At 46.1% G+C, this 16898-nt stretch carries 14 protein-coding genes; 4 read left to right on the top strand and 10 right to left on the bottom strand.

The window, feature by feature from the left end; genetic code table 11:
* Window positions 1-32 precede the first annotated feature (32 nt).
* Window positions 33-650 carry a PspA/IM30 family protein gene (locus KNQ06_RS14775; protein WP_029340865.1) on the bottom strand — a complete coding sequence of 206 codons (618 nt, stop codon included), beginning with the start codon at window positions 648-650 and terminating at the stop codon, window positions 33-35.
* 51 nt (window positions 651-701) lie between these two features.
* On the bottom strand, window positions 702-1079 hold the full coding sequence (locus tag KNQ06_RS14770) for a lmo0954 family membrane protein (protein WP_023467260.1): 378 nt from the start codon (window positions 1077-1079) through the stop codon (window positions 702-704).
* 306 nt (window positions 1080-1385) lie between these two features.
* Between KNQ06_RS14770 and rsgA the strand changes: the two genes are divergently transcribed.
* Window positions 1386-2402 carry a ribosome small subunit-dependent GTPase A gene (gene rsgA / locus KNQ06_RS14765; RefSeq protein ID WP_167507601.1) on the top strand — a complete coding sequence of 339 codons (1017 nt, stop codon included), beginning with the start codon at window positions 1386-1388 and terminating at the stop codon, window positions 2400-2402.
* 72 nt (window positions 2403-2474) lie between these two features.
* Here rsgA and abc-f read toward each other — a convergent pair whose 3' ends face one another.
* From abc-f to pflB, 3 genes are all read right to left on the bottom strand, one after another.
* Window positions 2475-4175 carry a ribosomal protection-like ABC-F family protein gene (gene abc-f, locus KNQ06_RS14760; RefSeq protein WP_149426864.1) on the bottom strand — a complete coding sequence of 567 codons (1701 nt, stop codon included), beginning with the start codon at window positions 4173-4175 and terminating at the stop codon, window positions 2475-2477.
* 274 nt (window positions 4176-4449) lie between these two features.
* A complete protein-coding gene (pflA, locus tag KNQ06_RS14755; RefSeq protein WP_149426865.1) occupies window positions 4450-5169 on the bottom strand; it encodes a pyruvate formate-lyase-activating protein in 720 nt (239 codons plus the stop codon).
* Between the two features lie 34 nt (window positions 5170-5203).
* Complete coding sequence (gene pflB / locus KNQ06_RS14750; RefSeq protein WP_149426866.1) at window positions 5204-7453, bottom strand: formate C-acetyltransferase; 2250 nt, start codon at window positions 7451-7453, stop codon at window positions 5204-5206.
* 339 nt (window positions 7454-7792) lie between these two features.
* Here pflB and KNQ06_RS14745 point away from each other — a divergent pair, with 339 nt between their 5' ends.
* The 3 genes from KNQ06_RS14745 to KNQ06_RS14735 are packed head-to-tail and all read left to right on the top strand — an operon-like array spanning window position 7793 to window position 10063.
* On the top strand, window positions 7793-8221 hold the full coding sequence (locus KNQ06_RS14745; RefSeq protein ID WP_023467265.1) for a hypothetical protein: 429 nt from the start codon (window positions 7793-7795) through the stop codon (window positions 8219-8221).
* A 28-nt stretch (window positions 8222-8249) separates the two neighbouring features.
* Entirely contained in the window at window positions 8250-9422 is a 1173-nt protein-coding gene (locus KNQ06_RS14740) for a DEAD/DEAH box helicase (protein WP_023467266.1), read from the top strand.
* The gene (locus KNQ06_RS14735; protein WP_149426868.1) at window positions 9419-10063 is read left to right on the top strand and encodes a hypothetical protein; all 645 of its coding nucleotides are present in this window, start codon (window positions 9419-9421) and stop codon (window positions 10061-10063) included. Before KNQ06_RS14740 ends, KNQ06_RS14735 begins: the two co-directional genes overlap by 4 nt.
* 55 nt (window positions 10064-10118) lie before the next feature.
* On the opposite strand, the gene KNQ06_RS14730 is transcribed toward KNQ06_RS14735, so the two are convergent.
* The 5 genes from KNQ06_RS14730 to KNQ06_RS14710 form a co-directional block, all read right to left on the bottom strand.
* A complete protein-coding gene (locus KNQ06_RS14730) occupies window positions 10119-11906 on the bottom strand; it encodes a GGDEF domain-containing protein (RefSeq protein ID WP_149426869.1) in 1788 nt (595 codons plus the stop codon).
* 10 nt (window positions 11907-11916) lie between these two features.
* A complete protein-coding gene (locus KNQ06_RS17145; RefSeq protein ID WP_215148677.1) occupies window positions 11917-13758 on the bottom strand; it encodes a diguanylate cyclase domain-containing protein in 1842 nt (613 codons plus the stop codon).
* 171 nt (window positions 13759-13929) lie between these two features.
* Entirely contained in the window at window positions 13930-15831 is a 1902-nt protein-coding gene (locus tag KNQ06_RS14720; protein ID WP_215148675.1) for an ABC-F family ATP-binding cassette domain-containing protein, read from the bottom strand.
* 1 nt (window position 15832) lies between these two features.
* On the bottom strand, window positions 15833-16531 hold the full coding sequence (locus KNQ06_RS14715; RefSeq protein WP_029340873.1) for a lysophospholipid acyltransferase family protein: 699 nt from the start codon (window positions 16529-16531) through the stop codon (window positions 15833-15835).
* 78 nt (window positions 16532-16609) lie between these two features.
* The gene (locus KNQ06_RS14710) at window positions 16610-16867 is read right to left on the bottom strand and encodes a hypothetical protein (RefSeq protein WP_023467272.1); all 258 of its coding nucleotides are present in this window, start codon (window positions 16865-16867) and stop codon (window positions 16610-16612) included.
* Window positions 16868-16898 lie beyond the last annotated feature (31 nt).

The following is a 16898-nucleotide window of genomic DNA, read 5'->3' as shown; positions in this document are numbered from 1 at the left end:
GGGAGGCATACGCCTCCTTCATCATTAATTGCTTATTGGTGAATGCGGCGTTCGAGTTCAGCGATACGCGCATCGATATCATCTTCATCAACGGCTGGTTGTTTTGCTTCAGGCTCTTCCGCCGTGAACGGATGTGCTTCTTCTTTTATAGTAGCATTTGGTTCGCGATCTAGCACCTGGTTCATCTTGTTTTTTAAGTTCGAGACGTTTTCGCGCATCATCCATTCGTACCGTTTGTTTTGTAGATCTTCGAGCTTCAACTTCAACTCGAGGGCTTCACGTTCCAATTCATTCAGCTCGCGTTTCGTCTCAGCGACGAGTTCTTCGAAGAAGCGGTATTGCTCCCCATAATGCTTCGATTCGATGGCTGCGCGCTCAGCCAGTTGTTGTTCACCGGCTTCGTTTGCGATTTCGACTTGCTTGAAGCGTTTATCTGCTAAATCCTTCGCTTCTTCTTGTTTATGCGTTAATTCTTGCAGTAATGTCCGTTGACGCTCGAGAAGTCGATCAATCTCTTTTAGATCAGCTTCTGTAGATCGAATATGACGAACGAGCTTTTTAGCAGGTACTTCACCCTGTTCGGCTGCTTTTTTGACTTCTGTCATCATTTGTGTCGCAAAATCGTTGAGTTGATCAAATACGTTTTTCATGAAAAAATTCCTCCTTGGAAGTGGCGAATGATATCGGGTCACACATTTTGATTAGAAACGTTTTTCGTCTAGGTCTTTCCAGTCTGCTTCGAAATGTGTCGTTGATGTACGGCGACGGTTGAAGAGATCTTGAACATTGACACGTTGTAGTTTCATACGCATGTAACCGACGTACAATGCGATGGCTGCTGCGATTCCGATGACTGCCCAGATGTTCGAGAGGGCAAGTCCGATTCCGATGGCTGCTAGGAATCCGAAGCCGAGTTTCGCTGGCCATTTGTTCGACTGCATGAACTTACTGATCGAATAGAACGCGAGTAACGCCCCTAAACCAAGTCCGATCATATGCGGTAATGTTCCGATGACGACGGCAAGTAACGCCAGTCCGGCGAGAATCATCACCAGTTGTTTTCCTTTCGATTGCTTCATGAGGAAGCCTCCCTTGTGTTGATACCTTTATGATACGGGAGTCCTTCTATTCCTACGACACTCTTTGGACCGTATTTGCTCTCGGGCTTAAGGCGGAGAGAAGGTCTGACTTTAAGGGAAGCGCTATCAGCACCAATGATTCATGTGATACTCTATAAGGGAATCGAATCGAGAGGAGTGATGTTGATGAGTGCAACAATCAACGTAAACCAAGTAACATGTGTCGGAAACCAGGGAGGGGTTTCCCTCCCTTAAATCAGAGGAGGAAACCATTTGAACGAATGGGGTACACCACCTGTCTACGAAATGACAGGAACAGAACGATTAGGACGGATTACAGCCGTCTATCAAACACATTATCGCGTCATGACGGAAACAGGAGAATCGCTGAGCGAACTGTCTGGTAAATTGCGTTTTCAATCGGGAACGAAAGCTGAATTGCCAGCGGTTGGTGACTGGATCATCCAAACAGAGCGAGAGCCAGGCAAAGGACGAATCGAACGTGTCTTACCACGATCTTCTCAATTTTCCCGAAAAGCGGCAGGAACGGAGACTGAGGAACAAATCATCTGCGCGAATGTCGACGTTGCCTTGCTCGTCATGGCTTTTGGACATGACTTCAACGTCCGTCGACTGGAACGTTATTTAACGGTTGCTTGGGATGCAGGGGTGACACCAATCATCGTCCTGACGAAAAAAAGTCTGATGCCGTCGATTGAAACGGAACTGCAGGCTGTCGAAGCGATCGCGTTCGGAACACCAATCCTTGCCGTTGATTCTTTAACTGGTGACGGATTAGAGGAGTTGCGTGAACAGTTACAAATCAAGCAGACAATCGTGTTAGTTGGGTCGTCCGGCGTCGGGAAGTCGACGCTCGTCAATGCTTTAGCTGGAGAACAGTTAATGGAGACGGGTGGCGTACGAGAAGACGATGAACGCGGACGTCACACGACGACACATCGCGAACTGAAACGACTATCGAACGGTCTATTGCTTGTTGATACACCGGGGATGCGAGAATTGGCCTTATGGGATGGCAGTGACGGTTTATCGTCGACGTTTTCCGATATTGAGGAGCTTGCTGAAAACTGTCGTTTCCGAGACTGTGAACATGATAAGGAACCGGGATGTGCCGTTCGGATAGCTTTAGAAGATGGCACACTAACTGCTGAGCGCTGGAACAGCTTCGTCAAGCTAAAACGAGAAATCGCCTATGCGGAACGCAAGCAAAACGTGGCGTTGCAGGCGGCGGAGAAAGAAAAGTGGAAAAAAATCCACAAGCAGGCCCAAGCGCATACGAAAGTGAAGTATCAAAAGCGATAATACGATTGATATATGAAAAGCATCTGCAACGGAAAAAGGAGTCTCTTTTTCTATGCAGATGCTTTTTTCTCGTTATTCTTTTGAAAGTGATTCATTTGTTTCTGTATGGAACGGCACGTTACCCGTCAACGCATCAAGACGATGTAAGTCGGATTGAATCGCTTCAGGGTCACTTCGGCGCGCGTTTCGTACCGTGGCCGTTCCGACCGGATGATCGTTGAATCCAGTCGTTAAATCAAACGTCCGATTCGACAGCCGATCGGTAAAATAACGATCGTGAGAGACGAAGATGAGCTCACCAGGGAAAACATCGAGGGCGGCTTCGATTTGTTCACGAGTCGCAAGGTCCAAATAGTTCGTTGGTTCATCGAGAATAAGCAAGTGAGCACCAGAAAAATACAGACGTAAGAAAGCGATCCGACATTTCTCACCCATACTGGCGTCGGAAATCGACCGGTAAACATCATCGCGACGGAATAAAAAGCAGGCGAGCAACGTCCGGGCGTCCGTTTCACTCATCGTGCCGTACTCAAGTAACGCCTCTAACAACGTATCGGATGTCGGTAAGTGGGAAAGGGCTTGTGAAAAATAGCCGGTCTTCAATCGAGGATGACGGATTACGTTCCCTTGATGAGGAGCATATTCGCCCTCGATGAGACGCAGTAAGGTCGTTTTCCCGCTTCCATTCGGTCCGATGACAGCAATTCGGTCACCACGTTCTACCGTAAACGAAACGTCGTTTAGGATCGGTTTCGTCTCATGCACGAATGAGACACGTTCGAACGAAATCAGTCGTTTCGCACGAATCGCTTCATGTTCGAATGCGACGTGAACAGTCGGTGCAACCTGTGGTTTTTGTACACGATCCTCGAGTAGACGCTCGAGTTGCTGCTCTTTTGCCTTGACCTTCGTCGCATGTTTAGCAGCCTTCTTTTTCGCATACGGATCCCGTTCACTCGCTTGATTCGAGGCTTTTTGATGCCATTGCCGGTATCCTTGAATCATGCGTGTCAGCTCTTTACGGGTGCGTTCTTGTTTTTCGTACGCTCGTTGTTGCGACAGAGCTTGATGTTCCTTTTGTTCTTTATAGGAATGATAGTTTCCGCTGTATCGCGTTGCCCCTGATTCGGATAATTCAATGACGGCATCAGCCGTTGCGTCGATGAAGAATCGTTCGTGTGAGACATAGAGAATCGAGGTCCGTGACATGTTGACCCATTCCGTGAGCCACTCGAGTGTCTCTTGATCCAGATGATTCGTCGGTTCATCGAGAATGATGAAATCAGGTCGTGATAGAAGCAGACAGGCAAGTTGGAGGCGCGTCTGTTCACCACCGCTTAAACTGGATGCTTTGTGTGTCCAGAGTGCTTCCTCTAATTTGACTTCTTTTAAGACGCGTGCTGCATCTGCTTCCAGCGAGAAGGCGTCCTGATCGATTGCTTGTTGATAAATCGTCAAGTCACCATTCATGGCATTAGCGCGAAGTTGATAACGAACCGCATCCGCTCGTTCGACGACATCAAGAACGGTGTGATCGCCCGCCACAAAGTGTTGTGATAGTAGACCGAGTTTTTTGTAATGACGCTTGATCGAACCGTCAGTCGGTTGAAGTTGATCAGCGATCAAGTGTAACAGTGTCGTTTTTCCGATGCCGTTCGGACCGATTAAGGCGACATGTTCACCGGTATGAATATGAAAAGAAACGTCCGAGAAAAGGCGTCGTTCGTCGTAGTCCATCGATAGGTGTTGGATCGTAAGTGTTTCAGTAGGCATAAAAGCAGCTCCTTTAGTGTTCATTTCCGATAAGATGAAATGAAAAACACACCATCCGAAGCGAGCGGATGGTGTGCCGGAGTGTAACTCAAAGAAGGTGCTGGCCAGAGGTTGGTCACACCGAAAAAGAGCAGACTCGTAGCGTCAGACATCCGCAACTGCATTGCGAAAGAGATGATTTCATTCATCAAGCGACGTGTACGAGTGATTGCTTCATTTCGGTGTTGTACCTCCTGTTCATAGTCTATGCCGTCATTGTAACAAAATGGAAACGTTAACACAAGTACGATTCAAGTAAGGTTTGCGCAGTATCCGTTTCTTCTGATGAAGGGGGAAGCACATCAGTTAACGGATATGCATGACCGAGGTTTTCCCACTTATAGACACCGAGTTGATGATACGGGAGTACTTCGACGCGCTCGACGTTTCCGAGCGTCCGGATGAACTCGCCGGTCTGACGGAGGAAATGTTCTGACATCGTAATACCTGGAACGAGGACATGGCGAATCCAGACGGGAATGTTTCGCTCGGCTAGGCGTTTTGCGAAGGCGAGTGTATTGGCGTTACTCCGTCCAGTCAAGACGCGACAAGCGGCATCGTCGATATGTTTGATATCGAGTAGTACTAGATCTGTCGCATCGAGAATCGCATCGATGTTTTTCGGGACGACGGATCCCGCGGTATCGATGACCGTATGCAGTCCATGGCGTTTTGCTTCTGTTAAAGCAGCCTCCAAGAATTCAGGCTGAGCGAGCGGTTCACCTCCAGAGAAGGTGATTCCGCCACCCGTGGCCTCGAAAAAGGAGCGATAGCTGATCGCTTCTTTTACGACTTCGTCTGCTGAGACACGCCGTCCGCAACCGAACTCCCATGTATCCACGTTATGACAGTATTGACATCGTAGTGGACATCCTTGCGTAAAGACGATGAATCGAATGCCAGGACCATCGACTGTTCCACATGATTCAACGGAATGGATCATACCATAGGTCATCCTGCTCACTTCCTTTCACATACTACACATCATTTTAGAGAGAACCGTGGAACGTTCGATTGATGACATCGATCTGTTGTTCACGCGTCAGTTTAATGAAGTTGACGGCATAACCGGATACCCGAATCGTTAACTGTGGATATTTTTCTGGATGCTCCATGGCATCGAGTAACGTCTCACGGTCAAAGACGTTGACATTCAAATGGTGTCCTTTTGAAGTCGTACCACCCATATATCCGTCAAGTAATCCGACTGTATTGCGAATGCGTGTGTCTTCATCCTTACCAAGTGCTTTTGGCACGATCGAGAACGTGTAGGAAATCCCGTCGAGCGCATGTTCATATGGTAATTTTCCGACAGATGTCAGTGCGGCGACAGCTCCTCTAGTGTCACGTCCATGCATCGGGTTAGCACCCGGTGCGAATGGTTCACCCGCACGGCGTCCATCTGGCGTATTTCCTGTTTTTTTACCGTAGACGACGTTTGAAGTAATCGTCAGGACAGACTGCGTCGGAAGGGCATTGCGATACGTTGGATGTTTACGGATTTTCTCCATGAACAGTGTGACGAGATCGACCGCCATCTGATCCACCCGTTCATCGTTATTCCCGAACTTCGGAAACTCGCCTTCGATCTTGAAATCAACTGCAATCCCATCCGCATCTCGGATTGGACGAACTGTTGCGTAACGGATGGCGGATAGACTGTCAGCGACGACCGATAAACCAGCGATACCGCATGCCATCGTCCGTAAGATTTCTGGATCATGTAAAGCCATTTCAATCCGTTCGTAGCTATACTTATCATGCATGTAGTGGATGACATTCAGTGTGTTGACGTACAGTTCTGCGAGCCAATCGAGTTGACGATCATAAGCCGCCATGACGGTTTCGTAATCGAGTACTTCATCGAGCATCAGTGGTGTAGCTGGGGCAACTTGGATTTTGAGCTTCTCGTCCATTCCGCCATTGATCGTATAGAGTAATGCTTTTGCCAGGTTTGCTCGCGCACCGAAGAACTGCATCTGTTTCCCGATCTTCATCGCGGAGACACAACAAGCGATGCCGTAATCATCTCCATAAACCGGTAACATCAAATCATCGTTTTCATATTGAATCGAGCTTGAAACGATCGACATCTTCGCACAGAATTCCTTGAATCCGCGTGGAAGCTGAGTAGACCAGAGAACGGTTAGATTCGGTTCCGGTGCCGGACCAAGTGTCGAGAGAGTGTGTAAGAAGCGGAATGAACTTTTCGTGACGTTTGATCGTCCATCTTCACTCATTCCACCGATTGATTCCGTTACCCACGTCGGATCACCTGAGAACAGATCGTTGTAGTCTGGTGTCCGTAAGAACTTAACGATCCGAAGCTTCATGACGAAATGATCGACGAGTTCTTGTGCAGTCTCTTCCGTCAAGCGACCAGCCGCAAGATCACGTTCGACATAAATATCAAGGAACGTCGAGACTCGACCGAGTGACATGGCTGCCCCGTTTTGCTCTTTGATGGCAGCAAGATAGGCAAGATAGACCCACTGGAATGCTTCTTGTGCTGTTTCTGCAGGGCGGGAGAGATCGAAACCATAGCGAGCTCCAAGCTCGGTCAATTCCGTTAATGCGCGCAACTGTTCATTCATCTCTTCACGGTCGCGAATCATCGATTCAGATAAGAACCCGCCACGTGCCTTTAAATCCTTCTTACGTTCTTCGATCAAGCGTGCCGTTCCGTACAAAGCAACACGACGATAGTCACCGATGATCCGTCCGCGACCATAAGCATCAGGTAATCCGGTGATAATACCGGCTTTACGTGCAGCGCGCATCTCAGGGGTATAGGCATCGAAAACCCCTTGGTTATGTGTCTTCCGGTACTCGCTGAAAGTTTTCGTGACGGTCTCGTCTGCTTCAAAGCCATACGCAGCTAGGGCATCATTCACCATCCGAATCCCACCGTTCGGATGAATCGAACGTTTAAACGGTTCGTCTGTCTGTAAACCGACGATTTTTTCGAGTGAACGATTCAGATACCCTGCATCATGCGAGAGGATCGTTGATGGTGTTTTAGCATCGACGGCATACACACCACCACGTTGTCGCTCTTCATTCGTCAGCTGTAGAATTTGTTGCCAGAGACGTTCCGTTGCTTGCGTCGGACCGACTAAAAAGTGATCATCTCCTGTATATTCCGTGCGATTGAGTCGGATGAAGTCTGCGACATCAATCGTCTTTACCCATTCACCAGACGTAAAGTTCGTCCAAGCACTCGTTTTTTCTAATAACATGGATACCACTCCTTTAATATTGAGCTAATCATCAGTTCCTTATGTGAATAGTGTAACAAAAGGAAGGGGTGATTCCCTTTACGTTCATGTGAATGTTTTAACAAGTGGACAAACGTTGATATGACGGGCTTTCTTTATTTCTGTATTCATATGAAAATAGTTTAAAAAAAACAGTTTTAGATTGCTAATTCAAGGTTTTTTGGAAACTGTATGAGTTGATTTGAAAAAGATTCACTAGAACAGTTGAAACTGTGAGGAATGTCACGCTACGGTGCCTTGTATTTTTAAGACGTATCGTTGACAATGAAAAAGGGAATATAGAACGTGGAGGTGTGCCAAATGGAGTATGTATCATTAACACAACAAGGAGAGTATCAGTCAGGAGACTGGGTCTCGCTGAAAATCGGATCGGACGGTTCAACGCGAACGGGAATGATCACGGAATTCGAAAATGATGGATTCTGGATTCGGTTTGAAGATGATTTTGATTATGAAGACTTTATCGGCTATGATGAATCGTATTGGATTGCGCTTGTTCGTCGTCCGGTTGACGTAAAAGCGACGTATGCGAGTCTTGCGGAGTACCCGGCACTCGCTGCAGAATTACAGGATCGTGTCATCCAAGGATTCGAAATTTTAGAAGAAGAAGCCGGTGAAAGCGAGATTCGATTCCATATTCGATTGCTCGACGCAGGAAATGAATATACACAGACATTACGGGGATACCGTGATGCATCAGGAGATCATGTCGAATACGTAACGGCATGATGGAATTAAGAGAGTAGGAGAAATCGTTATGAACTTTACAAAACCATTTTTACAGGAAGCATGGGAACGCGCACGCTTTACGGAGTTGATGCCTGTTCAAGAACAAGCGATTCCGTTGTTGCGCGAAGGAAAAGATGTCCTGGCGGAAGCGCCGACAGGAACAGGGAAGACGCTTGCCTATGTCATTCCAGCTTTAGAAAAGATTGAAGTAGAAGAACCACACGTGCAAGTCGTGATCACGGCACCAACACGGGAACTCGTCATGCAAATTCATCAAGTCATTCAATTGTTTGCTCAAGGAAGTGGTATCAAATCCGGTGCATTCATTGGTGGTGTTGAATTAAAACGACAATATGAACGATTGAAGAAAAAACCACAAATCATTGTTGGAACGCCAGGGCGTCTCGTTGAGTTGATCGATTCGAAGAAGCTGAAGATGCATAAGGTGAAATTGATCGTCTTGGACGAAGCGGATCAAATCTATGAGAGTGGTATGAGTGACTCGGCGACGCGAATCGCAAACAGTGCACTACGCGATCGTCAGTTAGCATTCGTCTCCGCGACATTACCGGAACGGACAGCAGAATGGGGACGGACGCTTGCAAACAACCCTGAGACGATTCGAGTTGAGCGTGCCGTCAGTACACAAGTGACATTCGGTTATTTGGAGACTTCACGTCGTCAGAAGCCGGAATTGTTACGTCGTCTGGCGAACATGCAAGGATCAAAAGTACTGACATTCATTAATAACCGTTCCTTCCTCGGACCATTGAATGGCGAGTTGAGTAAATTCTCATTGAAATACCGGATTTTAGACGCTGAAAAAGGCAAACGAGAGCGGATGGAGACATTGCGTTCTTATAAAAAGGGAGAGTTTCCTTTACTCGTCACGACAGGTCTTGCGGCACGTGGGTTAGATATCGAAGCAGTCACGCATGTCGTCCATTATGATTTGCCGGAGTCGCTTGACGATTTCGTACACCGTTCAGGTCGGACGGGACGTGGAAACGCGAACGGAATGGTACTTGCTCTTGTTACGGATCAAGACTTAAAACACTTAAAAACACTTGCGAAGCAAATGGGCGTCGAGATGGAAGCGATGGAAATTTACCGTGGGGAAGTCATTCCAAAACGTGAATTCACAGCACCTCAGACGATTAAACGACCGGCTACTCCTCACCGGAAAGGGCGATCGAAATGAAGAACGATCGAAAAGTAATTCCGTTTCCGACGACGGTTTCTGAAGCGGAAATGAATGCAGCCTTGAAGAAGATGTATCAAGAAGCAGCGACAGCGCGTAGTACGGATTGGGTCGCTTTCATTGAAGAGATTGCGACGGAGGGACGTTGGTATTTAAAAGATGCTGAATTGTTCCGGGACTTATTCGTAGATTGGGCAATCTTCTATGAGACGGATGATCAAGGAAAAACGCCGCACGGTCGTTTTCTTGAGCAGGTCAAAGAAGAGTTATCGCCTAGCCTCTACCGCGCCTTGCGTGGATTAGCGGACCCGATGCCTTCGTTGTTTCAAGTCGAGGCGGATGGTGTCGTTGATTTAATGTCAAAACAGACGTATCAAACGGATTTGTCTGAGATTGAAGTCGAACCAGGTGATTTGTTGATTGGAAAACTGCTCTACATTTCTGGGAAATGGCGCTTTGCGATTGCCTATATGAAAGTAGCGCGCGCACTGGTACCAGAAGTCCTCGCTTTGTTGACGGACTTCGTGGATGAAGTAGGAGAAGACGCGTTGCTTCGTCAGTATCCAGAATTTTGTGCGGAATTGATTGACTTACTCCTCGATATCGAAGAAGGCAATATTTCACCGAGACCAGAAGAATAATTGAAAAAACCTAGAATACATGACCTGATTATGGTCAACGTATTCTAGGTTTTTTTCATGAATCTGCTCGATATAGGGCGACATCGTTTTTATCCCGATGTTTCACGCGATACATGGCAAGGTCGGCTTGCTTTAAGCATGTTTCAAGATCAGCCTTATGACACGCGGTCACACCGATGCTTGCAGAAACGAATAAGGATTGTCCTTTATAAACGTAAGGACGTCTTAAAAAGTGTAAGAAGGATTTACATTTTCGACGTAAGGACAGTTCATCATCGGCGTGTAAGAGGATCGCGAACTCATCTCCACCAAGTCGATACACCTGTTCTAAAGAATTCGTATGCTCGCTCAATCGTTTCGCGACTTCGATCAATACGTAATCACCTGCTTCATGACCATACGTATCATTGACTTGCTTAAAACCGTCTAAATCGACTACCGCAAGATAATTCATCTCGAGGAGATGGTTTGAAAAATCTCGCTCCAACGAACGACGGTTTCCGATACTTGTCAAGGCGTCATGGTAGGCGTGGTATTCGATCCTTTTTTGCCGGAGCTTTCGTTCAGTGACGTCATGTAAAATCGTGAAACGTCCCATCGAGGTGGCAGCAATCTGAATCGGAATATCAATGATCTCATACTTTCTGTGTTGTTCATCTTCATACTCATCGATATCTGTCTCAAGTGTTTCTAATAAGTGACGCATCGTACGAGGTATATGTTCAATCGTCATGTCGGGTAAATGAAACAGACGTTGGGCAGCTAAATTTGCGTATAGTGCCGTTCCAGATTGATCGAGTCGAATCATCGGGTCAGGATGACCGAGAAAGAGTGGAATGACTTGCTGTTCACTATCTTTGATTTGTTGTTTGCGATGTTCGATGCGTGAAGCGAGTTGTTCATTCCGTTCGTGTAATTGTGCAACGATCAACCTATGCTGACGAGCAATCAAGATTTGTCGAATGATTAGTAAAACTAAAATGATGAAGATATCGAGCTTCCCGCCTTCTTGTTCCACCATATAGTGAATGAATAAAGGAACGGCCAGTAGAGGGAGCCAGGAACGGGGAATGACCTTCGTTCGAGTGGTTCCTTCTTCAATATGATCAATATGCCATAAAATAGCTGCACTTTGCGCCAAACGGATCAAGATCGGGAAAAACAATAGATAATTTGCTGAGAAGTCCGGGAAATAAACACTTGAGACTTCGTAGATACCGCGAATGAAAATGGATAAGAACAATAAGAATAATGCCATCCTTGATACCCAATGAGTTTCTTGAATGAACGTGAAATAGAAGAAGACGAATAAACCGAGTGATGTATTCGTAATGACGATGATGGCATAAGGAACAGTTTGCAGTCCCGGATTCGTCAATTCATTGAGGACATGAAACGCAACAAGTGCTATGAAAACGACGATGATCGCGGCATCGACGAAAGCGAGCACGTGTTGTCCGAGTGTCCGTTTTGTGATGATTCGGTAAAAAATCGCGTATAAGAATACGTAATGAGATATTGAAAATAAAATCAGGCTATAAATAGATGGAACTGGAAAGTCTTGATCGAAGAAATGTAATGTCTCAAGAACGGAACCGATGCAGGATAAAGCCAGTGATCCTAAAGCGATCAGCCAAAACTTTCGTCTGGGTACGACCAATGTTTGTTCCTTACGATAAGCAGTAAGAATAAAGTAAGCAATCAATCCAAGAGAGGCATACTGTAGTACTTGTTCAACGATCCGATTAGAGATGGAAGGAGTCCATGTAGCAAGGATCATTAGAGCAAAAGATATGACGAGCATGGCAGGAAACCAACGGATGAAATAGTTCGATTTAAGCATGAACTCCCTCCTAACGTTTAATTTGAGTAGCGAACAAAAAATTGTTTTTTTCGGTCTTCTTAATATGGTACATGGCTTCATCTGCTCGAATCAATAATTGTTCAGAGCTTTTACCATCTTCAGGGTATAAGGAAATTCCGATTGATGGTGTGACTTGAAGCGTATGTGTCTGGATGTAGAACGGATGATTTAGAACTTCGAGAACGTGTTCGGCAAACTGGCGTGTTTCCGAAGCAGATGCCTGAATGAAGATCAAGAACTCATCTCCTCCAAGACGTGCAACGAGATCAGTTGACGTCGTCATCGATTGAAGGCGGCTCGCCGTCTCTTGTAAAACGAGGTCACCAACATCATGCCCATAAGTGTCATTGATTTGTTTGAAACCGTCTAAATCAATGAATAGTAAGGAGCCGTATTCTAACGTCGGCAGAGTCAGATAAAGTTGTTCCTCGAAGTAACGCCGGTTTGGCAAATGCGTGAGCGAATCATGGTACCCCATACGTTCTAGCCATACTTCCTGTTGATAATCTTCCGTGATATCCGCCAAGATGACGAAATAGCGTTGTTGATCCGGGATATCGATGATTGTCGTATTCAAAAAGATTTCCGGATGTTCCTCCGTGGCCGGTACATGTAGCAAGTGAGAGGGATAAATCAGCTGCGCTTGTTGAAGTAATGGAATGAGTCGATCGAGTTGTAGCCGTTGGCTCGGTCCGAGCGGTAAATCGCTCCATCCAGCTTCGACAGCAGCTGGATTGACAGATCGAATCTGATACGTAGCATCGATTTCAAGAACAACTTCTGGATAAGATAGAAAAAGCGACGTTAGTTCTTTTTCGCGTAACTGTAAGAGTGCTGTCTTTTGATGGACGATGTCTTCTAGATTCGTTTGCAGTGCTGTTGTTTCCTGTAACAACCGCAGATTTTCCTGATATGAAAAAAGCTGTCGTGTTAAAAATAATAAAAACGTAATGCCGACGGAAAGTGAGAAGAAGGTTTGGGAGACAGGGAAGAATGTAATATAGAGAATCAGTACAGATAATAAGATGTACGACATCAAGGAACGCGTAAGTGTTTCGACCCGAATAAGAGTTGCTTGTTGTTCATGACTGATGGGAAGAGCGCGAGTATTCATGAAGGCAAGGATGAAGAGTCCGCTGAGTGGGTATAGCGGAAGCAATAAACCAGCTATTCGCGGTTCACCGTTCAATAACAACGTATAAAAAATAAAGTTCGTCATACCGAGCACGAACGTTCCGAGTACTAGGAAGAGGAACCCTAATCTCGATACGTTTCGCTTTAGTCCAGAAGCATAAAGTAAGAAAAAGAACAGCGTCAACAGAATCGTCAAGAAGGCATAGAAGGTCCAACTGATTTGCTCGAGCACCGTTCGCGTATAAGAGGGGACAAAGCGGAAAATAGCGATGTATCCAGCAATCATCGATACAGTGAACAATGTTAAAGAATCAAGAATCAATAATTTTTGTTTTTGAAACAAAGTCAAATCCAACTGCCGAAATAAGAAGATGACCATCATCGTTAAATGAACCGTATAAGGCAGATCCAGTAAGACGTTCAGGTTAACAGCGTTCCATTGAAAAAGACGACCAATTATATTGAGGAGATCGCCTAGAAAATACGAGAAAAAGGCGACCGATAACCATTTATATGGAATGGAAGATTGTTTGAAAGCCTTCGATTGACTAAGTAGGAAAATGACGAAAGAACCGACTAGACTAATGATCGCTGAAAGTTGTAACGAGCGATCTTGTGGCAATAGCCAGAGCAGGGTGTACGTGACAACTAAGTAGAATGCGACGGTAGGGTAGATGTTTTGAACGATCCGTTTCACCGGAACTCCTCCTTTCGCAAGCCTTCCATGAAAATGAAATATGCTATAACATTACCCGATATCTAGTTTGAATTCACATTTATTTTCAGATTTAAAATGAAAATAAGAGGCAATTCCCATTTCATGAAAAAAGCGGGGTTCTTCTTTAAGGAAGAACTCCGCTTATCGAAATTATTGATTAGATTGACGATAGTTTTCAAATGCCTCGATTTTTTCAGAAAGGTACGTCCAATACTCCATCCGTTCATCAAGCATCGCTTTCGTTTTTTCAATGGCTTGATACAGTTCATTGACTTTACCGAGATCGCTTCCTGCCGAAGCAAGTTCGGCTTCTAATTGCTCCAGTTCTGCCTCACTTTCTTCGATTTGTTGTTCAATGATTGCCCAATCTTGTTGTTCCTGATAACTTAGTTTCTTTGGCGTCTCTATCTTTGTTGCTGTAGCAACCTCAACCGTCTTTTCAACAACGATTGATGGAACGGGTGCTGTCATTTGCTCAAGATAGTCTGTATATTGTCCATAATAAAAGACGACATTCCCGTCTTCAAATGCAATCAAGCGATTGACGACCCGGTCGAGGAAGTAGCGATCGTGGCTGACCGTGATGACGGTGCCTGGGAATGATTCTAAATAATCTTCGAGTACGGATAACGTCTCAGTATCCAAGTCGTTCGTCGGCTCATCAAGGAAGAGGACGTTCGGTTCTTCCATCAAAATCGTCAACAATTTCAGACGTCGTTTTTCGCCGCCGGAAAGCTTACCGATTTGTTTATATTGGGCTTCCGGTTTAAAGAGAAACTGTTCGAGCATCTGACCTGCCGTGATCTCCTCGCCAGCGAGTGTCGTGATGACTTTTGCGATTCGTTCGACCTCATCGATGACACGACGTTCGGGATGCGTGAATTCGGCAAATTGCCCATAAAAGCCGATCTTCACCGTTTCGCCGTGAATGATTTCACCGGTTGTTGGTTCTAAGCGTTTCGCAAGGATTGAAAGAAGTGTTGATTTTCCACTCCCGTTTCGCCCTACGATACCATACCGTTCTTTCCGTCCAATCAGAGCGTTAAACGATTCAAAAAGGGTCCGTTCACCAAATCGATGCGAGACATCATGCGCTTCGATGACTTTTTTACCAAGACGGGTCGAACCGACCTGTACTTCGAGTGTTGATTCTTCTTCCTCGTACGAGAGGTCTTGTAAAGCATCCACGCGCTGGATCCGCGCTTTTTGTTTCGTCGTCCGTGCCTTTGCTCCGCGGCGCAACCAGGCGAGTTCACGACGGAGGATGTTTTGACGTTTTTCTTCCATAGAAGCCGTCCGTTCACGACGTTCGGCACGTTTCTCAAGAAACGATTCATAGTTTCCGACATAGAAATAAGCCGTACCGTTCGCGATTTCCATCATATGATTCGTCACACGATTCAAGAAATAGCGATCGTGGGTAATCAGTAGAATCGCACCACGGTATTCCTTGATTTGAGTCTCAAGCCAACTGATCGTCTCAGCATCGAGTTCGTTCGTCGGCTCATCGAGCAGGAGAAGATCGGCTTCATCAAGTAAAGCTTCAGCGAGTCCGACACGCTTGCGTTGTCCTCCGGAAAGAGAGCCGATCAACGCGTTCAAGTCGAGGATGCCGAGTTTGTTTAAAATCATCTTTAAGCGTGATTCCGTGTCCCAAGCTTGCGCAGCATCGACTTCTGTCTGAGCTGTGATGAAGCGATTGAGTAGTGTTTCACTCGTCGGATCTTGTTCGAGTGCTAGACGCGCTGTTTCATAGTGACGTAACGCGTTAATCGTTGGTGTATCACCAGACAGGAGTACTTCCATGACCGTTTGGTCTTCCGGATAATCGGTCGTTTGCGATAGCAAGCGGATCCGATAATCATTCGGGTGATGCATCGTACCAGCGTCTGCCGTCTCTTTACCTGCCAAGATATGCAGGAGTGTCGACTTACCGGTACCATTGACGCCGATGATGCCAATCCGGTCGCCAGGTGAGACGGAGAATGTCACATCTTCGAAGACGATTTTATCGGCGAATTCTTTTTTGAGATTTTCTGCTTTCATTAACATATTAGACACCTTCTACAATCTGTTTGATTTGCTGTTCGACTGTTTGGACGAGTTCTTTCTGTGTCATCGTACTCGGATCAATCGACGGTAAGATCGTGACGTCGACCGTGGCAGGACGAATCTTACCCGTCTCCTCCATGACACGATAACTTCCTGAAATTGCGACGGGTACGACACGAGCGCCACTTGAGGTCGCGAGTGTGAAGCTACCCGCTTTGAACTCCGCCATTGGACCGCCTTTGGAGCGTGTTCCTTCCGGGAAGATGATCATCGATTGTCCGTCCTTGATCGTCTCGACACCAGAACGAATCGCTTTCAGCGATTGGCGTCGATCTTTTCGATCGATCATGACACATCCCATCAGATTCATCCAAACATTGACGATTGGAATTTTATTCACTTCGATTTTTGAGATGAATGCTTTCGGTTTATCGATTGTTCCAAGTAGAATCGGAACATCGAAGTTCCCTTGGTGATTCGAGATGAAAACGACGGGTTCGTTTGCTGGGATGTGTTCACGACCCGTCACGTTGACACGAACACCAGCGAGTCGGAGAAGAGAGTTTGCCCAGGCACTTGCTACACGCTGGACGAATGCATAGCGCGCGAGGTGCGTTCGACGTTTTGCACTAGGTAAAAACGGTAAGGTACAGGGTAAGACAAGTCCAAAATAAATGAACCATATGACAGTACGTATCATGGTGAAGTGACAGCTCCTTTTTTCATTACTGATGTTATTGTACAAAAAAAGACCGGGCGTCGCACCCGGTCTGCGTGATTATTCCCAGTAACGAGGTTCAGATTCCTCTTCGCTTTCTCCTAGTTCAAAGGTGAGGCGACGTGTCGTTGGATCAACAGAGAACGTAGCGTTCGTATTGTCGATCTGTTTGATTTCCATCGTTTCCTCATCCAAAATGAGAGTCAAGCGGACCTTATCTTCGTGATCTACGAGCAGTACGCCATCTTCCTTCAACCATAAATCGATGACAGGGGAGTAGCGAAGTGTCCAACCGTTTGATAAAGGGATTTCGTTCATAATGAATCTGTTCCTCCTAGATGATGAAATC

The sequence above is a fragment of the Exiguobacterium sp. s91 genome, assembly GCF_018618915.1.
In the GTDB taxonomy this organism is placed as follows: Bacteria; Bacillota; Bacilli; order Exiguobacteriales; family Exiguobacteriaceae; genus Exiguobacterium_A; species Exiguobacterium_A abrahamii.
The sequence above is the reverse complement of the archived record's forward strand: the minus strand, read 5'-3'. Positions and strand labels throughout refer to the sequence as shown.